The organism is Variovorax sp. Varisp53 (genome assembly GCF_059491555.1).
This window is the reverse complement of sequence record NZ_CP168512.1, coordinates 5,974,694-5,998,450: the sequence shown is the minus strand read 5'-3', so window position 1 is coordinate 5,998,450 and position 23,757 is coordinate 5,974,694. Positions and strand designations below refer to the sequence as shown.

Below are 23,757 nucleotides of genomic sequence, written 5' to 3'. Positions count from 1 at the left end.
CCGGCGCATCACAACACAACGATGCATTGCGCATCGGGAACGCCATGTCGAGCCGCCATTCCTTCGAACAACAGCCCGGTCCCTCGAGCAGCGCGCTGGCCGTGCGCCTTGCCGCCCGCAGCGGCGCGCTGAACACGCACACCAGCGGCCTCGCCAGCGCCCACGCGCAGGGCAACCTGGTGATCCTGCCGAAGTCGCATGCCGGCGACTTCCTGCGCTTCTGCCAGGCCAACCCCAAGCCCTGTCCGCTGCTGGGCGTGTCCGAGGCCGGTGACCCGGCGCTGCCGGCGCTCGGCGAGGACATCGACATCCGCACCGACCTGCCGCGCTATCGCGTCTGGCGTGACGGCGAGCTGGTCGACGAGCCTACCGACGTGCGGGCGCTCTGGCGCGACGACCTGGTGAGCTTCGTGATCGGCTGCTCCTTCACCTTCGAGCATGCGCTGATGGCCGAGGGCATCGCGCTGCGCCACGTCGCGCAGGGCCGCAATGTGGCGATGTACCGCACCTCGATCGAGACCGTGCCGGCTGGTCCGTTCCACGGGCCGATGGTGGTGTCGATGCGGCCGCTGCGCGCGGCCGACGCCATCCGCGCGGTGCAGATCACCTCGCGCTTTCCGGCGGTGCACGGCGCGCCCGTGCATATCGGCGATCCGGCGCTGATCGGCATCCGCGCCATCGGCGTGCCCGACTACGGCGATGCCGTGGAGGTGATGCCCGACGAGCTTCCTGTCTTCTGGGCCTGCGGCGTGACGCCCCAGGCCGTGCTGGCGGCCGCGCGGCTGCCGTTCGCGATCACCCATGCACCGGGCGCGATGCTCGTTACCGACCTGCTGCACCACCGCCTTGCGGCCTTCTAGGCTGCCCTTTTTTTCACCCGAGACCCTGGAGACAACGACCATGAAGAGCACTCTCGATGCAGCCCCCGCGGCCGGCGATGCGCCTGCCGGCGAGAACTGGCTGCGCACGCTCAATCCCAACGAGAAGCGCACGCTCGCCGCATCTTTCAGCGGCTACGCGGTCGACGCGTTCGACTACTACACGCTGCCGCTGGTCACGCCGATCCTGCTGTCGCTGTGGGGCATGAGCAAGACCGAGGTCGGCCTGATCGGCACCGCCACGCTCGTCGCCTCGGCCATCGGCGGCTGGGCGGCGGGCATCCTCGCCGACATCTATGGCCGCGTGCGCATCCTGCAGCTGACGATCCTGGTGTTCGCGATCTTCACCTTTGCCTGCGGCCTGTCGCGCACGCCCGAGGAACTGCTGATCGCCCGCACGCTGCAGGGCCTGGGCTTCGGCGGCGAATGGGCGGTGGGCTCGGTGCTCATCGCCGAGATGATCCGGCCGGCCTACCGCGGCAAGGCCGTGGGGCTGGTGCAGAGCAGCTGGGCCATCGGCTGGGGAGCGGCGGTGCTGGTGTCGATGGCGCTGTTCTCGTTCCTGCCGCCGGAGATCTCGTGGCGCGCGATGTTCCTGCTGGGCCTGCTGCCGGCGCTGCTGATCGTCTTCATCCGCCGCTCGATCCGCGACCCGGAAATCTACGTGCAAAGCCGTGCCGCCGTGGCGCGTGGCGAACGCAGCGGCAATTTCCTCGCGATCTTCAAGCCCGGCATGCTCGGCACCACGGTGCTCGCGAGCCTGCTGTTCACCGGCATGCAGGGCGGCTACTACGCCATCGGCGTCTGGCTGCCGACCTTCCTGAAGAACGAGCGCCATCTCACCGTGCTGGGCTCGGGCGGCTACCAGTTCATGTTCATCGTTGGCGCCTTCATCGGCTACCTGTGCGGTGCCTACCTGTCGGACCGCCTCGGCCGGCGCCGCGCCTTCATCCTGTTCGCCATCGGTGCCGGTTCGCTGGTCTATGCGTACACGCTGCTGCCCATCACGGACGGCCTGATGCTGCTGCTGGGCTTTCCGCTGGGCTTCTTCATGTCGGGCATCTTCAGCGGCGCGGGAGCCTTCCTGGCCGAGCTGTTTCCCAACGAGCTGCGCGGTTCGGGGCAGGGCTTTTGCTACAACTTCGGACGCGGCATCGGCGCCACCTTTCCGGCGCTGGTCGGCCTGCTGAGCGACCGCATGCACCTGCCGCTGGGCACCGCCATCGGCGTGTGCGCGGCCGTCGCCTACGCCATGGTGGTCGTGGTGGCCCTGTGCCTGCCCGAGACGCGCGGGCGCGATCTGCGCCAGAACTGATCCGGCGGATTCCCCCTTCGCTCGCGTGACCGCCTGCCCCGGGGGGGCAGGCAGGCCGCCCGCATTGAACCGAGAGCGCGCATCACCGCGCGCCGGGACGAACATGAACATCGACTTGAACAGCGACCTCGGCGAGAGCCTGGGCGCATGGCGCATGGGCGACGACGCCGCCATGCTTTCCCTCGTGAGCAGCGCCAACGTGGCCTGCGGCTTCCATGCGGGCGACCCGGCAGGCATCCTGCGCACGCTGCGCCAGGCGAAGGCGCGCGGCGTTGCGATCGGCGCCCACGTGGCCTACCGCGACCTCGTGGGCTTCGGGCGCCGCAACATGGACGTGGACAGCACCGACCTGCGCGCCGACGTCATCTACCAGATCGGCGCGCTGAAAGGCCTGGCCGCCGCGGCCGGCACCACGGTTAGCTACGTGAAGCCGCACGGCGCGCTCTACACCACCATCGCCCACGATGAGCGCCAGGCGCGCGACGTGATCGCCGCCATCCGCGAGATCGATCCCGGCCTGTGCCTGGTCGCGCTCGCGGGTTCGCCGCTGCTGGGCTGGGCGCGCGGCGAAGGCCTGCGCGCGGTGGCCGAGGCCTTTGCCGACCGCGCCTACACGCCGCAGGGCACGCTGGTGTCGCGCCGCGAACCCGGTGCGGTGCTGCACGACGCCGATGAAGTGGCCGAACGCATGCTGCGGCTGGCCACCGAGGGCGTGGTCACGGCCATCGACGGCAGCACGGTGCGCATCGAGGCCGAGTCGGTCTGCGTGCATGGCGACAGCCCGGGCGCGGTCGAGATGGCGCGCCAGGTGCGCGCGCGGCTGGAGCAGGCGGGCGTGACTATCCGCCCGTTCGTGGACGCTGCATGACGATGCGCTTCCTGCCCGTCAACCTGAATGCGGTGCTGGTCGAACTCGACGACCTGCCGCAGACCCTCGCGCTGCTGGCCTCGCTGCGCGCCGAGCCTGTCGCCGGCATCGAAGAACTGGTGCCCGCCGCGCGCACGCTGCTGATCACTTTCCGTCCGGCCGCGATTGCGGCTGACGAACTCGTGCGGCGGGTCGGGCAGCGCAGCCTCGACGCGCGCGAGACGCGCATCGACAAGCGCATCGAGATTCCCGTGCGCTACGACGGCGAAGACCTGGCTGAAGTGGCCAGCCTGCTCGGCATCGCGCCCGAGGAAGTGGTGCGCCGCCACACCGGCAGCGACTACACGGTCGCCTTCACCGGCTTCGCACCGGGCTTCGCCTACCTGTCGGGCGGCCACCCGAGCCTGAACGTGCCGCGCCGCCCGGTGCCGCGCACGCGCATCCCAGCGGGCGCAGTCGGCCTGGCGGGCAGCTTCAGCGGCGTCTATCCGCAGGCCAGCCCCGGCGGTTGGCAGATCATCGGCACCACCGATACGCCGATGTGGGACTTGTCGCGCGAGACGCCCGCGCTGCTGCAGCCGGGCGACACGGTGCGTTTCGTGGATGCCGCGGCGCAACCGAGGGCCGACGAGCCCGTGGCCGTGGCGCCCGCACCTTCGCGGCTCGCCGCAGTGGAGGGCAGCTGCGCCTTCGAGATTCGCGCAGCGGGGCTCCAGGCGCTGCTGCAGGACGGTGGCCGCCCTGGCCAGGCCCGGCAGGGCGTCTCTGCCTCCGGTGCGATGGACCAGCGTGCATTGCAGGCCGCCAACCGGCTGGTCGGCAACGCGTCGGACACGGCGTGCGTGGAGATCGCCCATGGCGGCTTCCAGTTCGCCTGCCGTGGCGAAGCGGTGGTGGCGATCACGGGCGCCGACGGGCCCGTCATGCTGACCCGCGCCGACGGCACGAAATGGCCGCTGCCGCGCTACCAGCCCATCGCGCTGGCCGACGGCGACATGCTGGCGCTGGGCGAGCCGTGCGCCGGCATCCGCAGCTACCTCGCTGTGCGCGGCGGCTTCGACATCGCGCCGGTGCTCGGCAGCCTCTCGACCGACACGCTGGCTCGCATCGGCCCGGCCGCCATCGCCGCGGGCGACCTGCTGTCCGTGCGCGCGGTGGTCGCGGGTGCCGTGGTCGGCGCACCTGAAACACCGCCGACAGATTTGCCCACCGTGCAGGAAGAAGTCGTGCTCGACATCGTGCCCGGCCCGCGCGCCGACTGGTTCACGGCCGATGCGCTCGCGCTTCTGTGCAGTCAGCCGTGGGTGGTCACGCCGCAGTCCAACCGAGTGGGCATTCGCCTCGCCGGCGAAGAGCCGCTGGCACGCGCCAACCACGCCGAGCTGCCCAGCGAGGGCACGGCCCGCGGTGCGATCCAGGTGCCGCCCAGCGGCCAGCCCGTGCTGTTCATGGCCGACCATCCGCTGACCGGCGGCTATCCCGTGATCGCCTCCGTCGCCACCTATCACCTCGACCGCGCGGGGCAGATCCCCATCAACGCCCGCGTCCGCTTCAACCCGCTGGCCGCGCCCATCGCTTCGTGAAAGCATTCCGATGAAAAAACTCCTGATCGCCAACCGCGGCGAAATCGCCGTGCGCATCGCGCGTGCCTGTGCCGACCACGGCGTGCAGTCGGTCGCGGTGTACGCCGATGCCGACCTGAATGCGCTGCACGTGCGCATGGCCGACGAGGCTTATGGCCTGGGCGGCGACCGCCCGGCCGACACGTACCTGAACATCGCCAAGCTGCTGGCGGTGGCCGCGCGCTGCGGCGCCGACGCGGTGCACCCGGGCTACGGCTTTCTCTCCGAGAGCGCGGCGTTCGCGCAGGCCGTCATCGACGCCGGCCTTACCTGGGTCGGCCCGTCGCCGGCCGCCATCGCGATGCTGGGCGACAAGGTGCAGGCCCGCAAGCTCGCGATGAAGGTCGGTGCGCCGCTGGTCGCGGGCACGGCCGATCCGGTGGGCAACGCGGGCGAGGTGCTTGCGTTCGCGGAGAAGCACGGCCTGCCGGTCGCGATCAAGGCCGCGTTCGGCGGCGGCGGCCGCGGCATCAAGGTGGCGTGGCGGCTCGACGAGGTGGAAGGCCTCTACGAATCGGCGGTGCGCGAGGCGGTGACGGCCTTCGGCCGCGGCGAGTGCTATGTCGAGCAGTTCCTCGACCGCCCGCGCCACGTCGAGGCGCAGGTGCTGGCCGACACGCACGGCAACGTGGTGGTGCTCGGCACGCGCGATTGCTCGCTGCAGCGGCGCAACCAGAAGCTGGTGGAAGAGGCGCCCGCGCCTTTCCTCAGCGACGCGCAGCGAGAACGCATCCACCAGTCGGCGCGCGACATCTGCGCGGAGGCCGGCTACACGGGCGCAGGCACGGTCGAGTTCATGCTGAGCGCGAGCGGTGCGATCTCTTTCCTCGAAGTGAACACGCGGCTGCAGGTCGAGCATCCGGTGACCGAGGAAACCACGGGCATCGACCTCGTGATCGAGCAGCTGCGCATTGCCGAGGGACTGCCCTTGTCGATCACGCAGACGCCCGCGCCGCGCGGCCATGCCTTCGAGTTCCGCATCAATGCCGAAGACGTGGGGCGCGGCTTCCTGCCGTCGCCGGGGCCGGTCAAGGTGTTCGACGCGCCCTCGGGCCCCGGCGTGCGCGTCGATGCCGGCGTCGATGGCGGCTCGCAGGTGCCGGGCACCTTCGATTCGCTGATGGCCAAGCTGATCGTCACCGGCGCCACGCGCGAGCAGGCCATCGCGCGGGCGCGGCGCGCGCTGAAGGAGTTCCGCATCGAGGGCGTGCCCTCGGTGCTGCCATTCCATCGCGCCGTGATGGCGCACCCCGACTTCGTGTCGGGCGATGCCTTCAAGGTGCACACGCGCTGGATAGAGACCGACTTCGCGAACGGCGAGGCCGCTGCGATGCGGCCCGACCCGATGCCCGACACGGCGCTGCTGCGCACGGCGATCGAAGTGGATGGGCGACGGATGTCGCTGGGCCTGCCGGCCGTGCTGTTGAGTGGTTTGTCGTCTGCGGCTGCTGGCGGTGCGGGCATCGCCACGGCAGAACCAGCAGTGGCAGACGCCGCCGCCGTGGCCGCGCCGGTGTCGGGCACGGTGCAGGGCTGGAAGGTGGCCGATGGCGACGAGGTCGCGGCGGGCAGCGTCATCGCCGTGATGGAGGCGATGAAGATGGAAATGCAGGTGCTCGCGCACCGGGCGGGGCGCATCGCTTTCTCGGTTGTTGCGGGCGGATACGTGGCCGCTGGCGCCGCCATTGCAACCATCGGCTGACATCGCGAGCCGGCTTGGGCAGTGATGAAAACCTAGCCGCCGCTGACGCGTCCCCAATATGGGGGCAGCGATCCCCGAATCGGGGCGGCCTGCATCTTGCGCACCACATTTGTTTTCGACATGGGTGCATGAGCCTTGTATACCACTGGCATGATTCGTGCGACTCGGGGCTGGCATGGCCTTTTGGCGGCCAGGCGTGCGCTCGAGATCAAACCCACAAATACTCTTCTTTATTCAGGAATCATGAAATTCAGCAGATTGCAAATCGTTCTGGGACTCGCGCTCAGCGGTCTCATGGCAACCGGCGCAGTCCATGCGCAAAGCGCGTTGGACACCATCCTGAAGAACAAGAAGATCGCGATCGGGGTTCCTCCTGATTTCCCGCCTTATGGATCCATGGACCGGGACTTCAAGATGCATGGCTTGGACATCGACATGGCCAACTACATCGGGGCCAAGCTCGGCGTGGAAGTCGACCTGATACCCGTGACAAGCGCCAATCGCATTCCGTATCTGCAGAAAAGAAAAGCTGCATTGGTCATTGCCACCTTGGGCAAGAACCCGGACCGCGAGAAGCAGATCGACTTTGCCGCCGCGTATTCGCCTTTCTATCAAGCCATCTTCGGCGCGAAGGCCTTGAACATCAAGAGCTTCGCCGACCTGTCGGGGAAGTCGATCGCTGTCACGCGCGGTTCGGTCGAAGACCAGGAACTCAACAAGGTTGCGCCAGCGGGTGCCGACATCAGGCGCTTCGACGACAACACCAGAACCGTTGCGGCCTTCGTGTCCGGACAGGCCCAATTGATCGCCACGGGGGCATCCGTCGCGAACACCGTCATGACCAGCAACCCCTCGCTTGGCATCACCTACAAGCTGCTGTTGAAAGAGAGCCCGAACTACGTCGGGGTGGCCAAGGGCGAAGATGCGTTGCGGCAGAGAGTGAACGGCATCATCGACGAGGCGAAGAAGAACGGCGAACTGGACAAGTTGTCGATGAAATGGCTGGAGCGCCCGGCGGGCGATCTGCCGCAGTAGATCTTCCAGATCCGATTGCATCCTTTGTGCGAGCGCGTCGGATCTGCCCGGTTCGGCCAGCGCCCCATGGCTTCCAAAGCGTTGGACAACTTCCGGATCGGTCAGCACCTTGTTGAGGGCTTGATTGAGGCGCGCGATGGCTGCAGGAGGCGTGCCGGCCGGCGCAAACAGCCCATACCATTGGACGACATCCACTCCCGCGATGCCTAGCTCTGCAAGTGTCGGCACGCCAGGAAGAGCATCCAGGCGCTTCGGGCCTGCCACAGCCAAGGCGCGCAGCTGACCCGTCCGGATGAATGGAGATGCCGTGAACAAGCTGGGGAACATGATCTGCGAGCGACCTTCGACCGCTTCCGCGATTGCAGGTGCGGCACCCTCGTAGGTCGTGCTGGCCATCGAAGTCCCGCTGCTGAGCTGAAAGAGCTCGGCAGCGAAATGCGGCGGCGTCCCGTCGCCGGCCGATGCGTAGCGCAGGCTGCGAGGCGTTTTCTTCAGCTGCGCGACCAACTGGTGCACGTCCAGTATTCCCCCGCCCGGGTGAGTGACCATCAAGGTCGAGGAAGAACCGACGAGCCGGACGGGTTCGAAGTTGGCGACCGGATCGTAGTCCAGCCTCTGCAGGGCGGGATTCATCGCATGCGTGCCGACATAGCCGAACATCAGCGTGTGGCCGTCGGGCACCCCGCCAATGCATATCGACCCAGTGCGGTCGCGGTTCATTGAAGAAGGTGTCGCACCGTGCCGCGGCGATGCATTTGTGAACCGGCGCATGCGTCATTCCGAAAATGAAATTCAGCCGCTCATTTTCAGAGGCAATCCGGCGGGCGACTTCTTCATCTTGTAGGCCACACTAGTCGCCTCGATGGAGGTTCCCTCCAGCCAGTCCGGTCCGGCTTCAGGATCGGCTCTTTCCTCAGACAAGCAGGTGCCGGCGCGAGTCGAGCCCTGCGCGAACTTGGGAGTGAACTCCGCAACCTGATCGAGCTGTGAGCTCGCATCCGAGCGCTGCATGGCGAAGCCGCTGATCGTGCCAGTCGAACATGCACGAGCAAGACGGCGAGCGATGACATTCAGTGGCCTTGCGCGCATCGCAGGTGACAACGAATGTCACTTCCTGTCGGTGCATGTCGCTCGCGCCGCGCGCAATGCATCCATCGGATTTACCAATTCAATCGCATCGAGCGATCGGGACGAGTGGCACGCAGATTGCGGAATCATTTCTTTACACACTCACGAAAGATGACACATTCATGAGCGACGACAAGAGCGACTTTCTGCTGGGTCGACGCACCTTCTTCCTTGGTACGGCGAGTGCGCTGGCACTGGGAACGACGGCCTGCGGCGGAGGAAGTCAGAGCAGCAGCTTCTCGCCCATAGGTGGGGCGGCCGCGCAGCAGACGCCGCCGCAGCTGACACCCGCTGCGGTTGCCGGTGTCGATTCCCCCAATACCCCCGGCACCCCCGTTACTCCCGAAACCCCAGCGCCCGAGCCGACCACCCCTGAGCCCCAAGTACGCAAGATCGTGCACCCGGGCCTGCTGGTCACGGAAGACGATCTGCAGCGCATCCGTGACAAGCTGGCCGCCAAGGCGGAGCCCTGGGTGGGCGGCTTGAACATGATGCTCAAGACGAACAACACCAACCTCGATGCGAAGCCGCGCCCCCTGGCGGTGGTGATACGCGGCGTCGAGGGCGAGAACTACGGCCAGATGATCGGCGACTTTGTGCGCGCCCTTCATCTCGCATTGCGCTGGAAGATCACGAACGACGAGGCCTACGCGAAGAAGGCGGTGGAGTTCCTCAATGCATGGTCGTCGACCTTGACCGAGCTGGGCGGCAACTCGAACGTCTACCTGGCCTCCGGCCTTTATGGCGCCCAGTGGGCCAATGCCGCGGAACTGATGCGGACCTACCCCGGCTGGGCGAAGGAAGACGTCGCGCGCTTCCAGGCCATGCTGCTGAACGTGTTCTACCCGAAGGCCCACGACTTCCTGGTCAACCACAACGGCACGGAGACCAGAAAGGTCACCCACTACTGGGCCAACTGGGACCTGGCCAACATCTGCGCCATCTACGCGATCGGCGTGTTCTGCGATCGACCCGACCTGGTCGCCGAGGCGAGCAACTACTACAAGGCTGGCCGCGGCTGCGGTGCGAGCGCCAACAACGTCTACCACGTGCATCCTGGCTATCTGGGGCAGTGGCAGGAGAGCCATCGCGACCAGGGCCACTCGACCCTCGGCATCTCTCTGGCCGGCATGCTGTGCCAAATGGCCTGGAACCAGGGCGAGGACCTCTTCGGCTATTGGAACAACCGGCTGCTGGCCGGCGCGGAGTACGTGGCCAAGACGAACCTGGCCGATACCAATGGCAACGCGCTGTACACGATGCCGTTCGCGCCCTACAACGGCGTCCACGGAGAAGGGACTGCTGCTGCGGGCACGAACAGCCTGCGGCCCAACTGGGACCTCATCTACAGCCACTATGTGAGCCGCAAGGGACTCTCGGCACCCTGGACCAAGGCGATGCTCGACAAGATCCGGCCCGAACGCGTCGACGGCGGCGACCAGCCGGGCATGGGCACGCTGCTCTATGCGCGCGATCCGGTTCCTCCCGCCAGGCCCAGCGGGCTGAGCGCATTCCTGAACGACGGAAAGGTGCAGCTGTCCTGGTGGGGCACCGCGGGCGCTTCCCAGTACCTCGTGCAGCGCGCGGCTTCGCCGAACGGTCCGTTCACGACCCTCGCGCCGGTCACCGAACCGCGCACCTACACCGACGATCCCGGCCAAGGCACCTGGTACTACCGGATCGACGCGGTGACCGACGCTGGCGAGATCACCGGTGCGGATACCTTGCGCGTGGCGGTTCCGGGCGAGCTGTGGCTGCACTTGCCGCTCAACGGCGATGCCAACGACGCCAGCGGCCGCGGCCTGAACGCGCAGTTGAAGGGCGGCACGAGCTGGGGCGAAGGGCGCAACGGCGGAAGCGCCGTGCAGCTCGATGGCCGCAGCGGCCATATACAGCTGCCCGACGGAGCCGTGTCGGCCCTGGGCGATTTCACGATCGCGGTGTGGGTCTACTGGGATACCGCGTCGGTCATCGCGCGCGTTTTCGACTTCGGCTCCAACGACGTGGCCTACATGATCCTGATCCTGCGCGATGGCAACAAACAGCTGCGCTTTTCAGCCTCGCGCAATCAGTTCTGGAAGGAAGAGTCGGTCGCCGGCGGCGAGACGCCCACCGGGCGCTGGGTGCACCTGGCGGTCACGCTCTCTGGCACCACAGGCACGCTCTACATGGACGGCGCGCAGGTCGCCACCGCGGACGACATCTGGATCAATCCTTTCCAGCTGGGCAACACCACCCGGACATGGCTGGGCCGCTCCCAGTACGGCGGCGACCCGTACTTCAAGGGCCGCATGCAGGACTTCCGCATCTACAGCGGCGCGCAGGACGCGGCCTTCATCGCGAACCTCGCCCGCTGACGGCTGACGGCTGACGGCTGACGGCTGACGGATAGCCGCGCGGCGCAACCCACCCTGAATTTCAACCGACCCGCGCGCGCCTTTCGGGGCGCGCCGGGGCTTTCTTCCTCCTAAACAGACTTTTCCCATGAACTTTGCTTCTCAACGATGCGCTTGCGCACTGATGACTTCGCTGCTGCTTTTCGGCTGTGGCGGCGGAGGCGGGGGCGGTAGCGGAGCCGGCGTTGCGTTGGTCGGCAGCCCGACAGGCCAGTCCGGCAGCGGCGGTCCATCCAATGCCGGCCAGAGCGGCAGCCAAGGCGGCAGTGGCAGCACGACCGGAAGTGGCACCCAGACCGGTGGTGGCACCACGGGCAACCCGGGCGGCGACGCTGCACCCGTTGCAGCGTCGGCAGCCCTGGTCGCGAAGCTCGGCAAGCCCTCTCGCGTGTTGGTTGGCCTGGGATCGACTTCCATTGACGACATGAAGAGCCAGGACATCCACCCCGACATCGTGGATCAGTACCTGGTGGGCGTCGGCCCGGGCTCGTGGCCCACGTGGAACAGTCCCGATGGGGCCTACGTCACCTTCACCGCGCAGGCCGCCCAGGCCTATGGTGCGGTTCCCATGTTCACGCTCTACCAGATGACGGCGAACGGCGAGGGCAACCTGAGCGGCATCAGCGACGCGACCTTCATGAACAAGTACTGGGGCCAAGTCCGCTTGATGTACCAGCGCATCGCGGAATGGGGCAAGCCTGCGCTGGTCAATGTGGAGCCGGACTTCTGGGGCTTCGCCGCGTCGCAGGCGCCTGGTCGCGATCTGACGAAGATGGCCGCCGCCGTGAGCGGCCAGCCGGAATGCAGCACGTTGCCCGACACCGTCGCGGGCCTCGGCCAGTGCTTCGTGCAGATGGGCCGCAAGGTTGCGCCGAAGACGCTGATCGGGTTCCCGCCCGCTTTCTGGAATGGCACGCCCGTCGAGGTCGCCGCGATGATGCGGGCCGCCGGCGCGAACCAGGCCGACTTCATCGTCGCACAGACCAGCGACCGCGACGCGGGCTGCAGGGAAGTCGCATCGCCGCCCGCGGAATGCCAGAACGGAAGCGCTCCGTTCTATTGGGACGCGAGCAACAAGACCAGCCCGAACTTCCACGATTCGCAGAAGCAGTATTCGGACTACCGCGCGGCGCTGGGCAACGGCCTGCCGATCCTGTGGTGGCAGACACCGATGGGCGTGCCTTCCGACACACCCGGCGGCACCGACCAGCACTACCGCGACAACCATGTCGACTACATGTTGCGCAACACCCAGGAATACGCCGACATGCACACCTTCGCGATCGTCTTCAGCGCGGGCGGCAGCCACCAGACCTCGATCAGCACGGATGGCGGCCAGTTCGCGCGTCTTTCAGCGCAGTACCTCGCGGGAAGCGGTGCTGCCTTGAAGTAGCGGTTTTCTGTCGAAGGGGGGCGGGTGCAATGGCGTTCACGACACCATAGGCATATCTCGACAGCGATTCCGACCGCATGCCTGCAATCGAAGACGTCACCACGATGCGGCGCTATGCCGAAAGAGACCTGGTAGTGCCACCCGCCGCGCCTTGAACAGCCACGGTGGGGTTCGCCAACGGGCCATGCCACCCGTCGTCGGCCACGGAAGTAGCGGAATGCGAGAAGAAAACGGCGGGCTTTGGTGCTTGTCTTGGACGACATCGCGGCTTCGCACCAGCGGTGAACGGGGGGGGGTGCCCGCAACCTGCAGGCATCGTCTGCGGGGCCTCTTGGTTTTGCAATTTGCTGCGGCCTGAGGGGCGCTTATGGGCACAAATGCCGGGCCTTAATGCCTAGCATCAGTCATCCAACTCATCCCCCCAATTCGAGAATACAGAGGCCACCTCAATGAAAACGCTGCTGTTGAAAAAACAGGAAGTCAGCCAATTGATTTCCATGAAGGAAGTCATCGAGACGGTGGAAGAGGCATACAAAGCCTTCAACAGCCAGCAGGTGGTGCAGCCTGGCTATGTCGAGATTCATCTTCCGACACCACGCGGCGAAATCGACTTCAAGTTGGGCTACTACAAAACCAATGAGGTGATCTCCATGAAGGCCTCATCCGGGGGATTCCCGAACAACCCGGCGGAGCACGGCGTGCCCAGCGGCATGGGCACCATCCTTCTGTTCGATGCCAGAAGCTGCGCCCTGGTGTGCGTCATGGACGGAAGCTTGATCACGGGCCTGCGAACCGGGGCGGCAGGCGCCGTTTCAGTGAAAGTGCTGGCCAGAAAGAATGCAAGAAAAGTCACCTCGATCGGCACCGGCAATCAGGCCCGCATGCAAATCCGTGCGATCCACGAGGTGATGAAGATCGAGGAGATTCACGCGTGGGACAACCACCCCGAGACGCTGTCCCGATACAAGGCGGACATCGAAAGCGAGTTCGGCATTCCGGTGGTGATGGCCCACTCCAAAAAGGAGGCGGTTGAACAGGCCGACATCCTGGTCACCACGACCCGCGGAAAGGGCTCGCTGGTGGAGGCCGATTGGGTCAAACCCGGCACGCACATCGTCGCCATCGGTACGGACACGCAAGGCAAGCAGGAGCTGGCGCCGGAGATTTTCAGGAATGCCAGGATCGTCAACGACTCCATGGCGCAGTGCATTGAAAAGGGTGAAACCTGGCACCCGCTTCATCACAACATCATCACCCAGGCAGACATCCACGCAGAAATTGGTGAAATCCTGCTGGGCCAGAAGCCAGGCAGAGAAAACGACGAAGAGATCACCATCTTCGACTCGACGGGCATGGCCATACAGGACAACACCACGTCGAGCAGGATCTATCGGAACGCCATCGCCGGCAACACTGGCACCGCCTTCGAGTTTTTTCAATGACGACCATGCTCGAACACCCCACCCTGCAGGACATCCACGAAGCCCGGGCACGGCTGAAACCGCACATCAGACGCACGCCGTTGTTGCGCGCGGAAAAGCTGGAGAACGCCTTGGGATGCCATGTCTATCTGAAGCCGGAAATGCTGCAGATCACGGGGGCCTTCAAGATCCGGGGCGCCTTGAACAAATCGCTGTCGCTTCCAAGGGACGAGATCGCCAACGGCATCATCGCCACCTCTTCGGGCAACCATGCGCAAGGGCTTGCCTATGCCGCTCGGATGCTGGGTGTGAAGGCGATCCTGGTCGTGCCAGTGACCACGCCCAAGATCAAGATCGAGAATACGAAGGCGCTCGGCGCAGAAGTGGTTCTGTTTGATGGCGATACCGCCGCCCGATGGAAGAAGGTTTACGAAATCGCCGAAGAAAATCACTACTCGGTTGTGCACGCCTTCGAGGATCCTTTGGTCATGGCCGGCCAGGGAACCATTGGCTGCGAAATTCTGGAAGACCTGGACGATGTCGACACGGTCATCATTCCCATGGGTGGCGGCGGCCTCATTTCCGGGATCGCTACCGCCATCAAGGAAACCAGGCCCTCGGTGCGCGTGATCGGCGCCGAACCTGCCCTGACACCCAAGTACTTTCACAGCCGGATCAACCAGGAACGCATATCGCTCCCGCTGAAGAACACCATTGCGGATGGTTTGCGAATCAGTGTTCCGGGGCAGAACCCCTACCCCATCATCGAGAAGTATGTGGACGAGATCGTTCTTGTCGATGACGAACACATCATTGCGGGCATGCGCACGCTGGCCAAGGATGCGAAGCTGATCGCGGAACCTGCGGCCTCCATCGGCATCGGTGCCCTGCTGGCCGGTAGCGTGAAGGTCAGGCCGGACGAAAAAGTCTGTGTGGTTCTGACAGGCGGAAACTGGGACCTGTGCGACCTCGCCGAGATATACCAGCGCGCTGAATAGGTCGGCCCGCAACCATCAATCCCACCGTTTCTGGGTCGCAATGATGCGCAGCGGATACCCGCGCCGGCCCAGCGACTGGCGCAGCACGATCCGGCTGGCGAAGCGCTCGATGCCGATGTCGTCTTCCAGCATCTTTTCCATCAGCGCCTGGAAATAGCCGACGCCGGGCGCCACGATCTTCAGCAGGTAGTCATAGCCGCCGCTCACGTTGTAGCACTCGACGATCTCCTCGTACTTCGCGGCGGCTTCCTCGAATCTGCGGAAATCATCCGGTCGGTGGCTGCCGAGGGTGACCTCCGAGAACACGATGACGTGATCTCCAAGCCTTTCCAGCGCGATGTCGGCGCTGTAGCCGCGGATCAGCCCGGTCTCCTCCAGCCGCTTGGTGCGCATGAGACACGGGCTGGGGCTGAGGCCTATGGACTCGGCCAGATCGACGTTCGAGCAGCGCCCCTCGCGATGGAGATGCACCAGGATCTTGAGGTCGAACCGGTCGAACGAAACTGCTGATCTCATGGAGTGATCGTACCGTCAACGCGAGCCCGGCGACCCGCGCTTCGCCTCGGTGAGCGATTCGTCGAGCGCCTCGATAACCATGCCGGCCTGCTCCGCCGTGAGCACCAGCGGCGGGCGGATCTTCAGCACGTTGTGCCCCTGGGCGCAGGCGCTGAGCAGCACGCCCTTGTCGCGCATCAGGTTGACCACCTGGCTGGTAAGGCCGCGGTCCGGCGCCCGCGTCGTCCGATCCGATACGAGCTCGACGCCCACGAAAAGCCCTGCCCCCCGCACGTCGCCGATGGCCTCGTGCTTCGCGCCGAGCCCCACGATGCCGTCGAGCAGCACCTTGCCGACCTTGGCTGCGTGCGGCACCAGTTGGCTCCGCTCAATGGTCTCCAGCACTGCCAAGGCGGCCGCGCATGAGACCGTGTTGCCGGCGAAGGTGTTGAAGTAGCGGGAGTTCTTGCCGAATTCCGCCAGGGCATCGGCTGTCGCGAGGAGGCCCGCGATCGGCTGGCCGTTGCCCATCGGCTTGCCCATGGTGACGATGTCAGGAACGAGGCCGTGGCGCTGGAAGCCCCACATGTGCTCGCCCGTGCGGCCGAAGCCGGGCTGCACTTCGTCGGCGATGAACAGGCCGCCAGCGCGCTTGATCGCCTCGACCGCTCCCTTCAGGAAGCCCGCAGGCCCGGGCAGGATGCCGTCGCTGGTGAAAAGCGAATCGACGATCAAGGCCGCCGGCTTGATGCCGTGGCGCTGCAGGTCGGCGATAGCCGCCTCGACGTCGCGCGTGAAGCGCTCGCCAAGGTCAGTGCCTTCGGCGTGGTACAGGCGTGGCGCCGGCACCAGGCGAACGTGCGGACCAAGGGCGACGCTCACGCCGAGCGATGGCGAGAACTGCGACACCGCGTCGGTGATGCCGTGGTAGGCCGTGTCGGTGACGATCACACCCGTGCCGCCGGTGCGTACCTTGGCGATGCGATAGGCCAGGTCGTTGGCCTCGCTGCCGGTGCAGGTCAGCATCAGATGGGCGAGGTCCGTGCCGGGCACGCTGGCGAGCAGGCGCTCCGCCAGCTCGAGGATGGTGTCGTGGAGGTATCGCGTATTGGTCGCAAGCGTCTGCACCTGGCGGCAGATCGCCTCGGTCACTGCGGGGTGGCAGTGACCGAGCGAGGTGACATTGTTGTAGACGTCGAGGTATCGGTGGCCTTCCGGGTCCATCAACCACACACCGTCGCCGCGCACGATGTGCAGCGGGTGTTCGTACATCAGCCGGTAGGCCGGGCCGAGCAGCGCATTGCGCCGCTCGATCATTGCCTCGGTGACGGGGCCGACGTTGGCGCGACCGGGGATGTAGGCGTTGACCATGTTGAGGTCAGCAGTGGCTTTCATGGGGAGGTTCCGTTTCGTCGTGATGGCGTCAACAAGCGGTCGCGCGCTTCATGGCGCGAGAGGTCTGCCATCTGTGACAGTGCCTCCCACGCCGCGGGGTTGTGGCGCATGATGTAGCTGCGGTTTTCGGGATAGCGCAGGGCGCGCCACTCCGAGATCAGCGCCGTGATGAGGTGGCGTGTTGCCATGAGGTCGGCGACGATGTCCTGCTCCGGCTCGGTCAATGGCAGGACGGCCTGGTAGGCGCCGACGAACTGCGCCGGTCCTTCGAACGGGTCGGCGCTGCCGGCCATGTGGAAGGCGGCCGCCGTCGCCACCTCGCCGACCAGTGGCGCATGGAGCATGTCGCCGAAATCGATGATGCCGGTGATGCGCGCCTGATCATCCGGCGCGACCAGCACGTTGTAGAGGTGATAGTCGTTGTGGATCACCTGCGCCCTCACCGACGCAAGGCGGGGCAGCACATGCTCGGTGAAGCGCGTCATGAACGATCGGGCCAGCGCACGTTGCGGTCCTTCGACCAGGCTGTCGAGTTGGACGGTCAGTCGGTGCGCGGCCGACACGTTCCACAACAGGTCGTGCATGGCCGCAGGGTGCGTGAAGCCCTGCAGGGCAAGGTTCAGTTCGGCCAGACCCTTGCCCATCGCCACGCGCTGTGCGGCGGTGCGCTGTGTCTCCCGGACCTGGATGCCCTCCAGGTAAGTGAGCATGCGCACGGTGGTCCGGGCGCCGTCGGAGAGCGTCACGGTTTCACGTGCGCGGCCGTCTGCAGTCTGAACGACGCGAGGGACAGGCTGGCCGGGCGATGTGCGGGCGATGTGCTCGATGGCAGCGATCTGGAAATCGACCAGCGATACCGGCTCGGAGGGGTTGCTGATCTTGAACACGTAGCGCGTGCCGTCGGCGGACTCCACGGCGCAATTCTGGTCGCGCTCGCCGGCCAGCGACTTCACCACGCCATGGATGCCGTAGAGGCGTTCCACCAGCGCCTGCACCTCGGCCGGCGCCAGGTCGGGCGCCGGGGTGCTCAGCGCGGCGGCCTCGGTCGGGCGCCCCTCGGGCACCCGGGGTCCAGGGTGGAGGTGCAGGCTGGCCATCAGAGTCCGAGCAGAGCAGGAAGCTGACGAACGTCGGTCAAGCGGCTCACGCCATATTCGCTTGACGTGGGCTCGTGACCACGGTCGATGAAAGCCTTGGCCATGAAGCCCAGGTCCGACGCTGTCATCAGGTCATACCGGAAGCTCGACGAGACATGCATCATCTGATCGGGCCCGCAGCCGAGTTCGTCGAACATGTATTCGAAGGCTTGCATGCGCGGCTTGTACGCGCGCGCTTCCTCGGCGGTGTAGACCGCATGGAAAGGGGCCTTGAGATGCGCGACGCTGCGAGGGATGAGGTCGACCATCGAGTTCGACAAAATCACCAGCGGCACGTGCGGCGCGATCGCCTCCAGCACCTCGACCACGTTTGGATGAGGCTGCCAGGTCGGCACCGCGTCGTACAGAGAGAGAGCATCCGATGCCAGGTATTCGATACCGTGCGCTTTGCAGGCACGCTGGATGGAGTTCGCCACCACGTCGTAAAACGGCTTCCAGTCGCCCAGTACCTCGTCAAGGCGATAGGCGCGGAAACTGTCCAGGAACGCCGGCATCCGGTCGACCGGCACGCGGTCCTTGAACAGGACTTTTGCCGTCGGGCCCATCTCGAAATTGATGAGCGTTCCATAGCAATCGAAGCTGATAAATTTTGGTTTGAACATCATGGGCGCGCCCGCTGCGTTGAGATGGAGCAAGTCTAGGTTTGCCCCCTTTGCAGGAGATGCCGTATCGCAATGGGACCCAAGCAGTTTCTTTGTCAATCCGCAGAGGGCCTGGCATTTTTGAGTGGTTCGGGATTGAAGCGTGTTCTTGCCGATCCTCGTAGATTTCGAATCTCTGTCAGGGGCTTCTAAAGCCCTATACGGTCGGGTCACAAACCCTTGCGCATAATTGACGCAAGCTATGACTCTCACCGAACTCAAATACATCGTCGCAGTGGCCCGCGAACGGCACTTCGGCAAGGCGGCCGAGGCCTGCTACGTTTCCCAGCCGACCCTGTCGGTCGCGATCAAGAAGCTCGAGGACGAGCTCGAAGTCAAGCTCTTCGAGCGCAGTGCCGGCGAAGTGACCGTCACGCCGCTCGGCGAGCAGATCGTGCAGCAGGCCCAAAGCGTGCTCGACCAGGCGGCCAGCATCAAGGAGATCGCCAAGCGCGGCAAGGACCCGCTGGCCGGTCCGCTGAACCTCGGCGTGATCTACACCATCGGGCCGTACCTGCTGCCCGACCTCGTGCGCCAGGTGATCGCGCGCACACCGCAGATGCCGCTGGTGCTGCAGGAAAACTTCACCGTCAAGCTGCTCGAGATGCTGCGCGCCGGCGAGATCGACTGCGCCATCATGGCCGAGCCCTTTCCCGACACCGGCCTCGCGATGGCGCCGCTGTACGACGAGCCCTTCATGGCGGCGCTGCCCAACAAGCACAAGTTGGCCGACCGCGAATCGATCACCTCGGAAGAACTGCAGAGCGAGACCATGCTGCTGCTGGGCACCGGCCACTGCTTTCGCGACCACGTGCTGGAGGTGTGCCCGGAGTTCGCGCGCTTTTCCAGCAACGCAGAGGGCATCCGCAAGAGCTTCGAAGGCTCGTCGCTGGAGACCATCAAGCACATGGTGGCCTCGGGCATGGGCGTGACGCTGGTGCCGCGCCTGTCGGTGCCGGCCGATGCGCTCAAGCCGAAGCTCAAGGGCCGCAAGGAACTCGAGCAGATGGTGCGCTACCTGCCGGTGCGCGATGCGCAGGACCGCGACCCGCCCACGCGCCGCGTGGTGCTCGCATGGCGGCGCACCTTCACGCGCTACGAGGCCATCGCGGCACTGCGCAACGCGATCTATGCCTGCGAGCTGCCGGGCGTGAAGCGCCTTTCGTAGCGGCATTTGCGGGGTTGGCCTACGCGCCGGCCGTTCTGAATCGTTGATCGCTGAGATAGAGTGGCGCTGTTGCGAAGCCGCATGCCGGCTTTCAAAATCGGGTGTCCACCCTCCCAATTTGAAGAAAGACTTCCCGCCATGGCCAAAGCCTCGAAGAAATCGTCGTCCGCGTCCTCCGCCGGCAAGGTGCCCAAGAAGGGCGGCACGGTGGTCGCGCAGGAGTCGGGCAGCCGCAATGCGCCGATCATCAACATCGGCATCGAGCGCCAGGACCGCGCCGCCATCGCCGAAGGCCTGAGCCGCGTGTTGGCCGACACCTACACGCTCTACCTCACCACGCACAACTTCCACTGGAACGTGACCGGCCCGCACTTCAACTCGCTGCATGCGATGTTCATGGGCCAGTACACCGAGCTGTGGGGCGCGACCGACGTGCTGGCCGAGCGCATCCGCGCGCTGGGCCACTACGCGCCGGGCTCGTACGCCGAGTTCAGCAAGATTGCCACCGTGCCCGACGTGCCGCAGACCCCGCCCAAGGCGATGGAGATGGTGCGCATCCTGGTGAAGGGCCACGAAACCGTGTCGCGCATTGCGCGCGAATTCATTCCGGTCGCCGAAGAAGCAGGCGACGACCCGACGGCCGACATGCTGACCGCGCGCTGCACGGTGCACGATCAGACGGCCTGGATGCTGCGTTCGCTCCTTGAAGACTGAGTCCGCTCCCCCCACCACCGCGCCCGCGCCGCCTCGCGGGCGTTTTGCGTTGTACCTCGACCTGATCCGCTGGAACCGTCCGGCGGGTTGGCTGCTGCTGCTGTGGCCCACGCTGGGCGCGCTCTGGTTCGCGGCCGGCGGCTGGCCCGGCTGGCTTCTGCTGGTGGTATTCGCGCTCGGCTCCTTCCTCATGCGCAGCGCGGGCTGCTGCGTCAACGACGTGGCCGACCGCGACTTCGATCGCCATGTGAAGCGCACCGCGCAGCGGCCCGTCACCAGCGGCGCGATGTCGGTCAAGGAGGCGCTGGGGCTGGGCGTGGTGCTGGCGCTGGCGGCCTTCGGGTTGGTGCTCACGACCAACCGCACGACGGTGCTGTGGTCGTTCGCGGCATTGGCCATCACGCTGATCTACCCGTTTGCCAAGCGCTTCGTCTCGGTCCCGCAGGCGGTGCTGGGCATTGCCTTCAGCTTCGGCATTCCGATGGCCTTCGCGGCGGTGCAGTCCACCGTGCCGGTCTTCGCCGCGTGGCTGCTGGCGGGCAACCTGTTCTGGGTGCTGGCCTACGACACCGAGTACGCGATGGTCGACCGCGACGACGACCTCAAGATCGGCATGAAGACCTCGGCCATCACCTTCGGCCGCTTCGATGTGGCGGCGGTGATGGCGAGCTACGCGATCTTCCTTGCGGTCTGGACCTGGGCCGGCGCGAGCAGCTCGCTGGGCACGCTGTTCTACGCCGGCATCGCCGCGGCCGCGGTGCAGGCGCTGTGGCACTGGCGGCTGATCCGCGAGCGCACGCGCGAGGGCTGCTTCAAGGCCTTCCGCCTGAACCATTGGCTGGGCTTCACGGTGTTCGCCGGCGTCGTGGCCGGCTACGCCGTCCGCTGAGAGTGCCCGCATGCTGGAACAGTTGAAGCGAAAGATCGGCCAGGAGGGCTTCTCCGAATGGCACTGCATCACGCAGGAGATGGTCCAGCGCTATTCGGAACTGTCGGGCGACGGCGAAGGCGAGTGGATCCATCTCGATCCCGAGCGCGCGGCGCGCGAGGCGGACTACGGCGGCACCATCGTGCAGGGCTTCTTCCAGGTCTCGCACCTGGTCCGGCTGACCGGCGAGGCCATGCGCACGCTGCTGCCCTTCGATTCGAACCACGCACTGAACTACGGCTTCGACCGCCTGCGCTTCGTGCGACCGATGCCGGTGGGCGCGCGCTTCCGGGCGCGCGTGCGCATCATGGACGTGACGCCCAAGCCCGGCGACAGCTTCATGGTGAAGGAGGAAGTCCTGCTCGAGCTGGAAGACGGCACCGTCACGCTGGCCGCCGAGTGGTTGTTCTTCCTTGGGCCGGGCGCACTGCCGCCGGCCTGAAATCAGCCGCGGCCGAATTCCTCGCCCAGTTCGGCGGCGCGCTTCTGCGCCGCGCGGATCGCGGTCTTGAACTGCGCCTTCACGTCGGCCTGCTGCAGCGAGGTGATGGCCGCGTAAGTGGTGCCGCCCTTGGAGGTCACGCGCTCGCGCAGCACCGACGGCGGTTCGGTCGCGCTGTGCGCCAGCGCCGAGGCGCCGGTGAAGGTGCCGATGGCCAGCCGCTGGGCCTGTTCGGGCGTCAGGCCCATCTCGACGCCGGCTTCGGTCATCGCCTCGATGAAATAGAAGACGTACGCCGGGCCCGAGCCTGACATGGCGGTCACGGCGTCGAGTGCCGATTCGGTGTCGACCCAGATCAGCTCGCCGGTCGGTGCCAGCAGCTGCCCGACCAGCGAGCGGTCGGCCCCTTCGACGCCGGGTCGGGCGTACAGGCCCGTCATGCCCTTGCCCACGAGTGCCGGCGTGTTGGGCATGGCGCGCACCACGCGCTCGGTGCCGAGCCAGCGGGCGATGCTGTCGGACGGGATGCCCGCGGCCACGCTCAGGTGCAGCGCGTCTTTGGTGAAGTCGCGCACCGGTCGGGCAGCTTCGGCAAAGGCCTGGGGCTTGACCGCCCACACCACCACCCCGCAGCGCGACAGCGCCTCGCCCGCCTCGGCCTTCGCGACGATGCCGAATGACTGGGCCAGCTTCGTGCGGGCCTCCTCGAAGGGCTCGACCACCTCGAACGCATCCGCCGGAGTGCCTTGCTGGATCAGGCCGCCGATGATGGCGCTGGCCATGTTGCCGCCTCCGATGAAGGCGACGGGGGGCAGCGGCGCGGGGCCGGTGCGGGGCAGGAAGGTCACGGCGATGGTCATGGTCGGTCGGCGTATTCGAAGGCGGCGAACTGGGTGATTTGAAGCGGATTGAAATTGTCGTCGCTCACGACCACCAGCATGCGCTTGCCGTCCGGCAGGGGCGGTCCCCAGCACATGCCCTCGGTGTTGTCGAGGCGTGACAGGCCGAGCGCGGCGAAGTCGGCCACCAGGGTCTTGGCCGCCGGCCGGTGGTTGCCCGGCGCCAGTGCGTCGATGGCGAGCACGTCGCTGGCGGCACGGGTGTCGATTTCATACAGGCGCAGCGAATTGCCGGCGCCGGTGGCGTAGGCGCGCTCCAGCACCAGCATGCGGTCTGCATCGAGCATCAGGATCTCGCTCACGCCGTTGTCGGCGTAGCTGCCGGGAATCAGCGGGCGCAGGGGAATAGCGTCGGGAACGTAGGCGATCTGGCGGTCAGCCTGGCCGGTTTCCAGATCGATTCGGGTGAAGCGACAGGGCCCGCCGGGGGCGCCGGTGGTGGGCTCGGGGCCGTCCTGGATCAGGGCGTTTTCCATGCCGAGCCAAGCGAAGCGGCCATCGGGTGCGAGGGCGAGTCCTTCGAGCGTCAGGTTGTCGCGCGGGCCGCGGCGCTGGGCCGGGTCGGGCCTGAACATGGCCGGGAGAGGGAATTCGCGCAGAAAGCGGCCGTCGCGGGCCGATTCGTACAGCGCCGGGCCGAAGCCGCGGGCGATGTCGCCCTCGCTGGTCCACAGCAGGGTGTTGGTTGCGGGCCGCAGCCGCAATGCCTCGGGGTCGGGAACCGGAAGTCCCTCGACCGCCCGGCGCCGGTTGGGCCAGGGGCCGCCGCCGGGGCGTTGCAACTGCACCACGCCGAGGGGTTCGGGGCGGGCGGCCTGCGGCTGGGGCCATCGGGCGATGTAGTAGCGCACAGGCGCGAGGTCCGACCGGTCATCGCTGATAAGCAGGTACTCACCTCGGATCGGGTCGTAGTCGATGCCCGAGAGGCCTCCGGCCACGGTGCCCTCTATATTGGAGTGGTGCGGCCAGCGGGCCTCCGCGATGCGCCGCAGCCGGCCGGGATCCGGGTTCGGCGCCGCGCTCCTGCAGCCGGCCAGGCCCAGCGCCAGCAGGCCGGCCGCGCCCGCCAGCACGCGCCGACGCTTCGGCTGCGAAAAGTAGAAATTCAGGGTGTCGCGCACCGCCCGGAGTCTAGTGCCAGCGCGGTGATGTAATGGGGTTG

The 23,757-nt window shown here is 66.4% G+C and carries 21 protein-coding genes and 1 pseudogene; 14 read left to right on the top strand and 8 right to left on the bottom strand.

The features are described 5' to 3' along the window. Positions 1-44: 44 nt before the first annotated feature. The 6 genes from ACEOAB_RS28230 (at position 45) to ACEOAB_RS28205 (ending at position 7,420) form a co-directional block, all read left to right on the top strand. A complete protein-coding gene (locus ACEOAB_RS28230; protein ID WP_495653270.1) occupies positions 45-860 on the top strand; it encodes a putative hydro-lyase in 816 nt (271 codons plus the stop codon). Positions 861-900: 40 nt separating this feature from the next. Further along, entirely contained in the window at positions 901-2,193 is a 1,293-nt protein-coding gene (locus tag ACEOAB_RS28225) for an MFS transporter (RefSeq protein WP_495653269.1), read from the top strand. Positions 2,194-2,296: 103 nt separating this feature from the next. Then, positions 2,297-3,061, top strand: a complete 765-nt coding sequence (locus tag ACEOAB_RS28220; protein WP_495653268.1) for a LamB/YcsF family protein — start codon at positions 2,297-2,299, stop codon at positions 3,059-3,061. Between the two features lie 2 nt (positions 3,062-3,063). Further along, positions 3,064-4,644 carry a 5-oxoprolinase subunit PxpB gene (gene pxpB, locus ACEOAB_RS28215; RefSeq protein ID WP_413750779.1) on the top strand — a complete coding sequence of 527 codons (1,581 nt, stop codon included), beginning with the start codon at positions 3,064-3,066 and terminating at the stop codon, positions 4,642-4,644. 10 nt (positions 4,645-4,654) lie between these two features. Then, the gene (locus tag ACEOAB_RS28210; protein WP_413750776.1) at positions 4,655-6,385 is read left to right on the top strand and encodes an acetyl/propionyl/methylcrotonyl-CoA carboxylase subunit alpha; all 1,731 of its coding nucleotides are present in this window, start codon (positions 4,655-4,657) and stop codon (positions 6,383-6,385) included. 243 nt (positions 6,386-6,628) lie between these two features. Next, the gene (locus tag ACEOAB_RS28205) at positions 6,629-7,420 is read left to right on the top strand and encodes a transporter substrate-binding domain-containing protein (RefSeq protein ID WP_413750778.1); all 792 of its coding nucleotides are present in this window, start codon (positions 6,629-6,631) and stop codon (positions 7,418-7,420) included. Between the two features lie 75 nt (positions 7,421-7,495). Here ACEOAB_RS28205 and ACEOAB_RS28200 read toward each other — a convergent pair. Both ACEOAB_RS28200 and ACEOAB_RS28195 read right to left on the bottom strand, forming a co-directional pair. Next, positions 7,496-8,140 (bottom strand): annotated as a pseudogene (locus tag ACEOAB_RS28200) (Bug family tripartite tricarboxylate transporter substrate binding protein); the annotation flags it as partial. A gap of 72 nt (positions 8,141-8,212) precedes the next feature. Next, positions 8,213-8,431, bottom strand: a complete 219-nt coding sequence (locus ACEOAB_RS28195) for a hypothetical protein (protein ID WP_413750775.1) — start codon at positions 8,429-8,431, stop codon at positions 8,213-8,215. 239 nt (positions 8,432-8,670) lie between these two features. Between ACEOAB_RS28195 and ACEOAB_RS28190 the strand changes: the two genes are divergently transcribed. The 4 genes from ACEOAB_RS28190 (at position 8,671) to ACEOAB_RS28175 (ending at position 14,756) form a co-directional block, all read left to right on the top strand. Continuing rightward, a complete protein-coding gene (locus tag ACEOAB_RS28190; RefSeq protein WP_495653267.1) occupies positions 8,671-10,905 on the top strand; it encodes a LamG-like jellyroll fold domain-containing protein in 2,235 nt (744 codons plus the stop codon). Positions 10,906-11,068: 163 nt separating this feature from the next. Further along, a complete protein-coding gene (locus tag ACEOAB_RS28185; protein ID WP_413749818.1) occupies positions 11,069-12,337 on the top strand; it encodes a hypothetical protein in 1,269 nt (422 codons plus the stop codon). A 449-nt stretch (positions 12,338-12,786) separates the two neighbouring features. Beyond that, on the top strand, positions 12,787-13,779 hold the full coding sequence (locus ACEOAB_RS28180) for an ornithine cyclodeaminase family protein (RefSeq protein WP_413749819.1): 993 nt from the start codon (positions 12,787-12,789) through the stop codon (positions 13,777-13,779). Continuing rightward, positions 13,776-14,756, top strand: coding sequence for a threonine ammonia-lyase (locus ACEOAB_RS28175; RefSeq protein WP_413749820.1), 981 nt, complete (start codon positions 13,776-13,778; stop codon positions 14,754-14,756). The genes ACEOAB_RS28180 and ACEOAB_RS28175 overlap by 4 nt, the downstream gene beginning before the upstream one ends. A gap of 15 nt (positions 14,757-14,771) precedes the next feature. Here ACEOAB_RS28175 and ACEOAB_RS28170 read toward each other — a convergent pair whose 3' ends face one another. Genes ACEOAB_RS28170 through ACEOAB_RS28155 form a run of 4 tightly spaced genes read right to left on the bottom strand, consistent with a single transcriptional unit; the run spans position 14,772 to position 18,408 of the window. Continuing rightward, positions 14,772-15,272: an Lrp/AsnC family transcriptional regulator gene (locus ACEOAB_RS28170; RefSeq protein ID WP_413749821.1), complete on the bottom strand. Its 501-nt coding sequence runs from the start codon at positions 15,270-15,272 to the stop codon at positions 14,772-14,774. Positions 15,273-15,287: 15 nt separating this feature from the next. After that, positions 15,288-16,646, bottom strand: coding sequence for an aspartate aminotransferase family protein (locus ACEOAB_RS28165; protein WP_413749822.1), 1,359 nt, complete (start codon positions 16,644-16,646; stop codon positions 15,288-15,290). Then, positions 16,643-17,743: a phosphotransferase gene (locus ACEOAB_RS28160; protein WP_413749823.1), complete on the bottom strand. Its 1,101-nt coding sequence runs from the start codon at positions 17,741-17,743 to the stop codon at positions 16,643-16,645. Before ACEOAB_RS28160 ends, ACEOAB_RS28165 begins: the two co-directional genes overlap by 4 nt. After that, positions 17,743-18,408: a haloacid dehalogenase type II gene (locus ACEOAB_RS28155; protein ID WP_413749827.1), complete on the bottom strand. Its 666-nt coding sequence runs from the start codon at positions 18,406-18,408 to the stop codon at positions 17,743-17,745. Before ACEOAB_RS28155 ends, ACEOAB_RS28160 begins: the two co-directional genes overlap by 1 nt. Before the next feature lie 238 nt (positions 18,409-18,646). Between ACEOAB_RS28155 and ACEOAB_RS28150 the strand changes: the two genes are divergently transcribed. The 4 genes from ACEOAB_RS28150 (at position 18,647) to ACEOAB_RS28135 (ending at position 21,696) form a co-directional block, all read left to right on the top strand. Continuing rightward, positions 18,647-19,612 carry a LysR substrate-binding domain-containing protein gene (locus ACEOAB_RS28150; protein WP_009124794.1) on the top strand — a complete coding sequence of 322 codons (966 nt, stop codon included), beginning with the start codon at positions 18,647-18,649 and terminating at the stop codon, positions 19,610-19,612. 138 nt (positions 19,613-19,750) lie between these two features. Continuing rightward, positions 19,751-20,326, top strand: coding sequence for a Dps family protein (locus ACEOAB_RS28145; protein WP_009124795.1), 576 nt, complete (start codon positions 19,751-19,753; stop codon positions 20,324-20,326). Next, positions 20,316-21,215, top strand: a complete 900-nt coding sequence (ubiA, locus tag ACEOAB_RS28140; protein ID WP_495653266.1) for a 4-hydroxybenzoate octaprenyltransferase — start codon at positions 20,316-20,318, stop codon at positions 21,213-21,215. Before ACEOAB_RS28145 ends, ubiA begins: the two co-directional genes overlap by 11 nt. A gap of 10 nt (positions 21,216-21,225) precedes the next feature. After that, a complete protein-coding gene (locus ACEOAB_RS28135; protein WP_056592814.1) occupies positions 21,226-21,696 on the top strand; it encodes a MaoC/PaaZ C-terminal domain-containing protein in 471 nt (156 codons plus the stop codon). 2 nt (positions 21,697-21,698) lie between these two features. Here ACEOAB_RS28135 and proC read toward each other — a convergent pair whose 3' ends face one another. Both proC and ACEOAB_RS28125 read right to left on the bottom strand, forming a co-directional pair. Continuing rightward, the gene (proC, locus tag ACEOAB_RS28130; RefSeq protein WP_413749825.1) at positions 21,699-22,556 is read right to left on the bottom strand and encodes a pyrroline-5-carboxylate reductase; all 858 of its coding nucleotides are present in this window, start codon (positions 22,554-22,556) and stop codon (positions 21,699-21,701) included. Next, positions 22,553-23,716 (bottom strand): esterase-like activity of phytase family protein, encoded by a 1,164-nt coding sequence (locus ACEOAB_RS28125; RefSeq protein ID WP_495653265.1) that lies wholly within the window; start codon positions 23,714-23,716, stop codon positions 22,553-22,555. Before ACEOAB_RS28125 ends, proC begins: the two co-directional genes overlap by 4 nt. Positions 23,717-23,757: the final 41 nt, after the last annotated feature.

Excerpts from the sequence above, each read along its gene's own strand:
- ACEOAB_RS28230 (WP_495653270.1), top strand. The coding sequence starts at position 45 with ATGTCGAGCCGCCATTCCTTCGAACAACAGCCCGGTCCCTCGAGCAGC.
- ACEOAB_RS28225 (WP_495653269.1), top strand. The coding sequence starts at position 901 with ATGAAGAGCACTCTCGATGCAGCCCCCGCGGCCGGCGATGCGCCTGCC.
- ACEOAB_RS28220 (WP_495653268.1), top strand. The coding sequence starts at position 2,297 with ATGAACATCGACTTGAACAGCGACCTCGGCGAGAGCCTGGGCGCATGG.
- pxpB (WP_413750779.1), top strand. The coding sequence starts at position 3,064 with ATGCGCTTCCTGCCCGTCAACCTGAATGCGGTGCTGGTCGAACTCGAC.
- ACEOAB_RS28210 (WP_413750776.1), top strand. The coding sequence starts at position 4,655 with ATGAAAAAACTCCTGATCGCCAACCGCGGCGAAATCGCCGTGCGCATC.
- ACEOAB_RS28205 (WP_413750778.1), top strand. The coding sequence starts at position 6,629 with ATGAAATTCAGCAGATTGCAAATCGTTCTGGGACTCGCGCTCAGCGGT.
- ACEOAB_RS28195 (WP_413750775.1), bottom strand. The coding sequence starts at position 8,431 with ATGCAGCGCTCGGATGCGAGCTCACAGCTCGATCAGGTTGCGGAGTTC.
- ACEOAB_RS28190 (WP_495653267.1), top strand. The coding sequence starts at position 8,671 with ATGAGCGACGACAAGAGCGACTTTCTGCTGGGTCGACGCACCTTCTTC.
- ACEOAB_RS28185 (WP_413749818.1), top strand. The coding sequence starts at position 11,069 with ATGACTTCGCTGCTGCTTTTCGGCTGTGGCGGCGGAGGCGGGGGCGGT.
- ACEOAB_RS28180 (WP_413749819.1), top strand. The coding sequence starts at position 12,787 with ATGAAAACGCTGCTGTTGAAAAAACAGGAAGTCAGCCAATTGATTTCC.
- ACEOAB_RS28175 (WP_413749820.1), top strand. The coding sequence starts at position 13,776 with ATGACGACCATGCTCGAACACCCCACCCTGCAGGACATCCACGAAGCC.
- ACEOAB_RS28170 (WP_413749821.1), bottom strand. The coding sequence starts at position 15,272 with ATGAGATCAGCAGTTTCGTTCGACCGGTTCGACCTCAAGATCCTGGTG.
- ACEOAB_RS28165 (WP_413749822.1), bottom strand. The coding sequence starts at position 16,646 with ATGAAAGCCACTGCTGACCTCAACATGGTCAACGCCTACATCCCCGGT.
- ACEOAB_RS28160 (WP_413749823.1), bottom strand. The coding sequence starts at position 17,743 with ATGGCCAGCCTGCACCTCCACCCTGGACCCCGGGTGCCCGAGGGGCGC.
- ACEOAB_RS28155 (WP_413749827.1), bottom strand. The coding sequence starts at position 18,408 with ATGATGTTCAAACCAAAATTTATCAGCTTCGATTGCTATGGAACGCTC.
- ACEOAB_RS28150 (WP_009124794.1), top strand. The coding sequence starts at position 18,647 with ATGACTCTCACCGAACTCAAATACATCGTCGCAGTGGCCCGCGAACGG.
- ACEOAB_RS28145 (WP_009124795.1), top strand. The coding sequence starts at position 19,751 with ATGGCCAAAGCCTCGAAGAAATCGTCGTCCGCGTCCTCCGCCGGCAAG.
- ACEOAB_RS28135 (WP_056592814.1), top strand. The coding sequence starts at position 21,226 with ATGCTGGAACAGTTGAAGCGAAAGATCGGCCAGGAGGGCTTCTCCGAA.
- proC (WP_413749825.1), bottom strand. The coding sequence starts at position 22,556 with ATGACCATCGCCGTGACCTTCCTGCCCCGCACCGGCCCCGCGCCGCTG.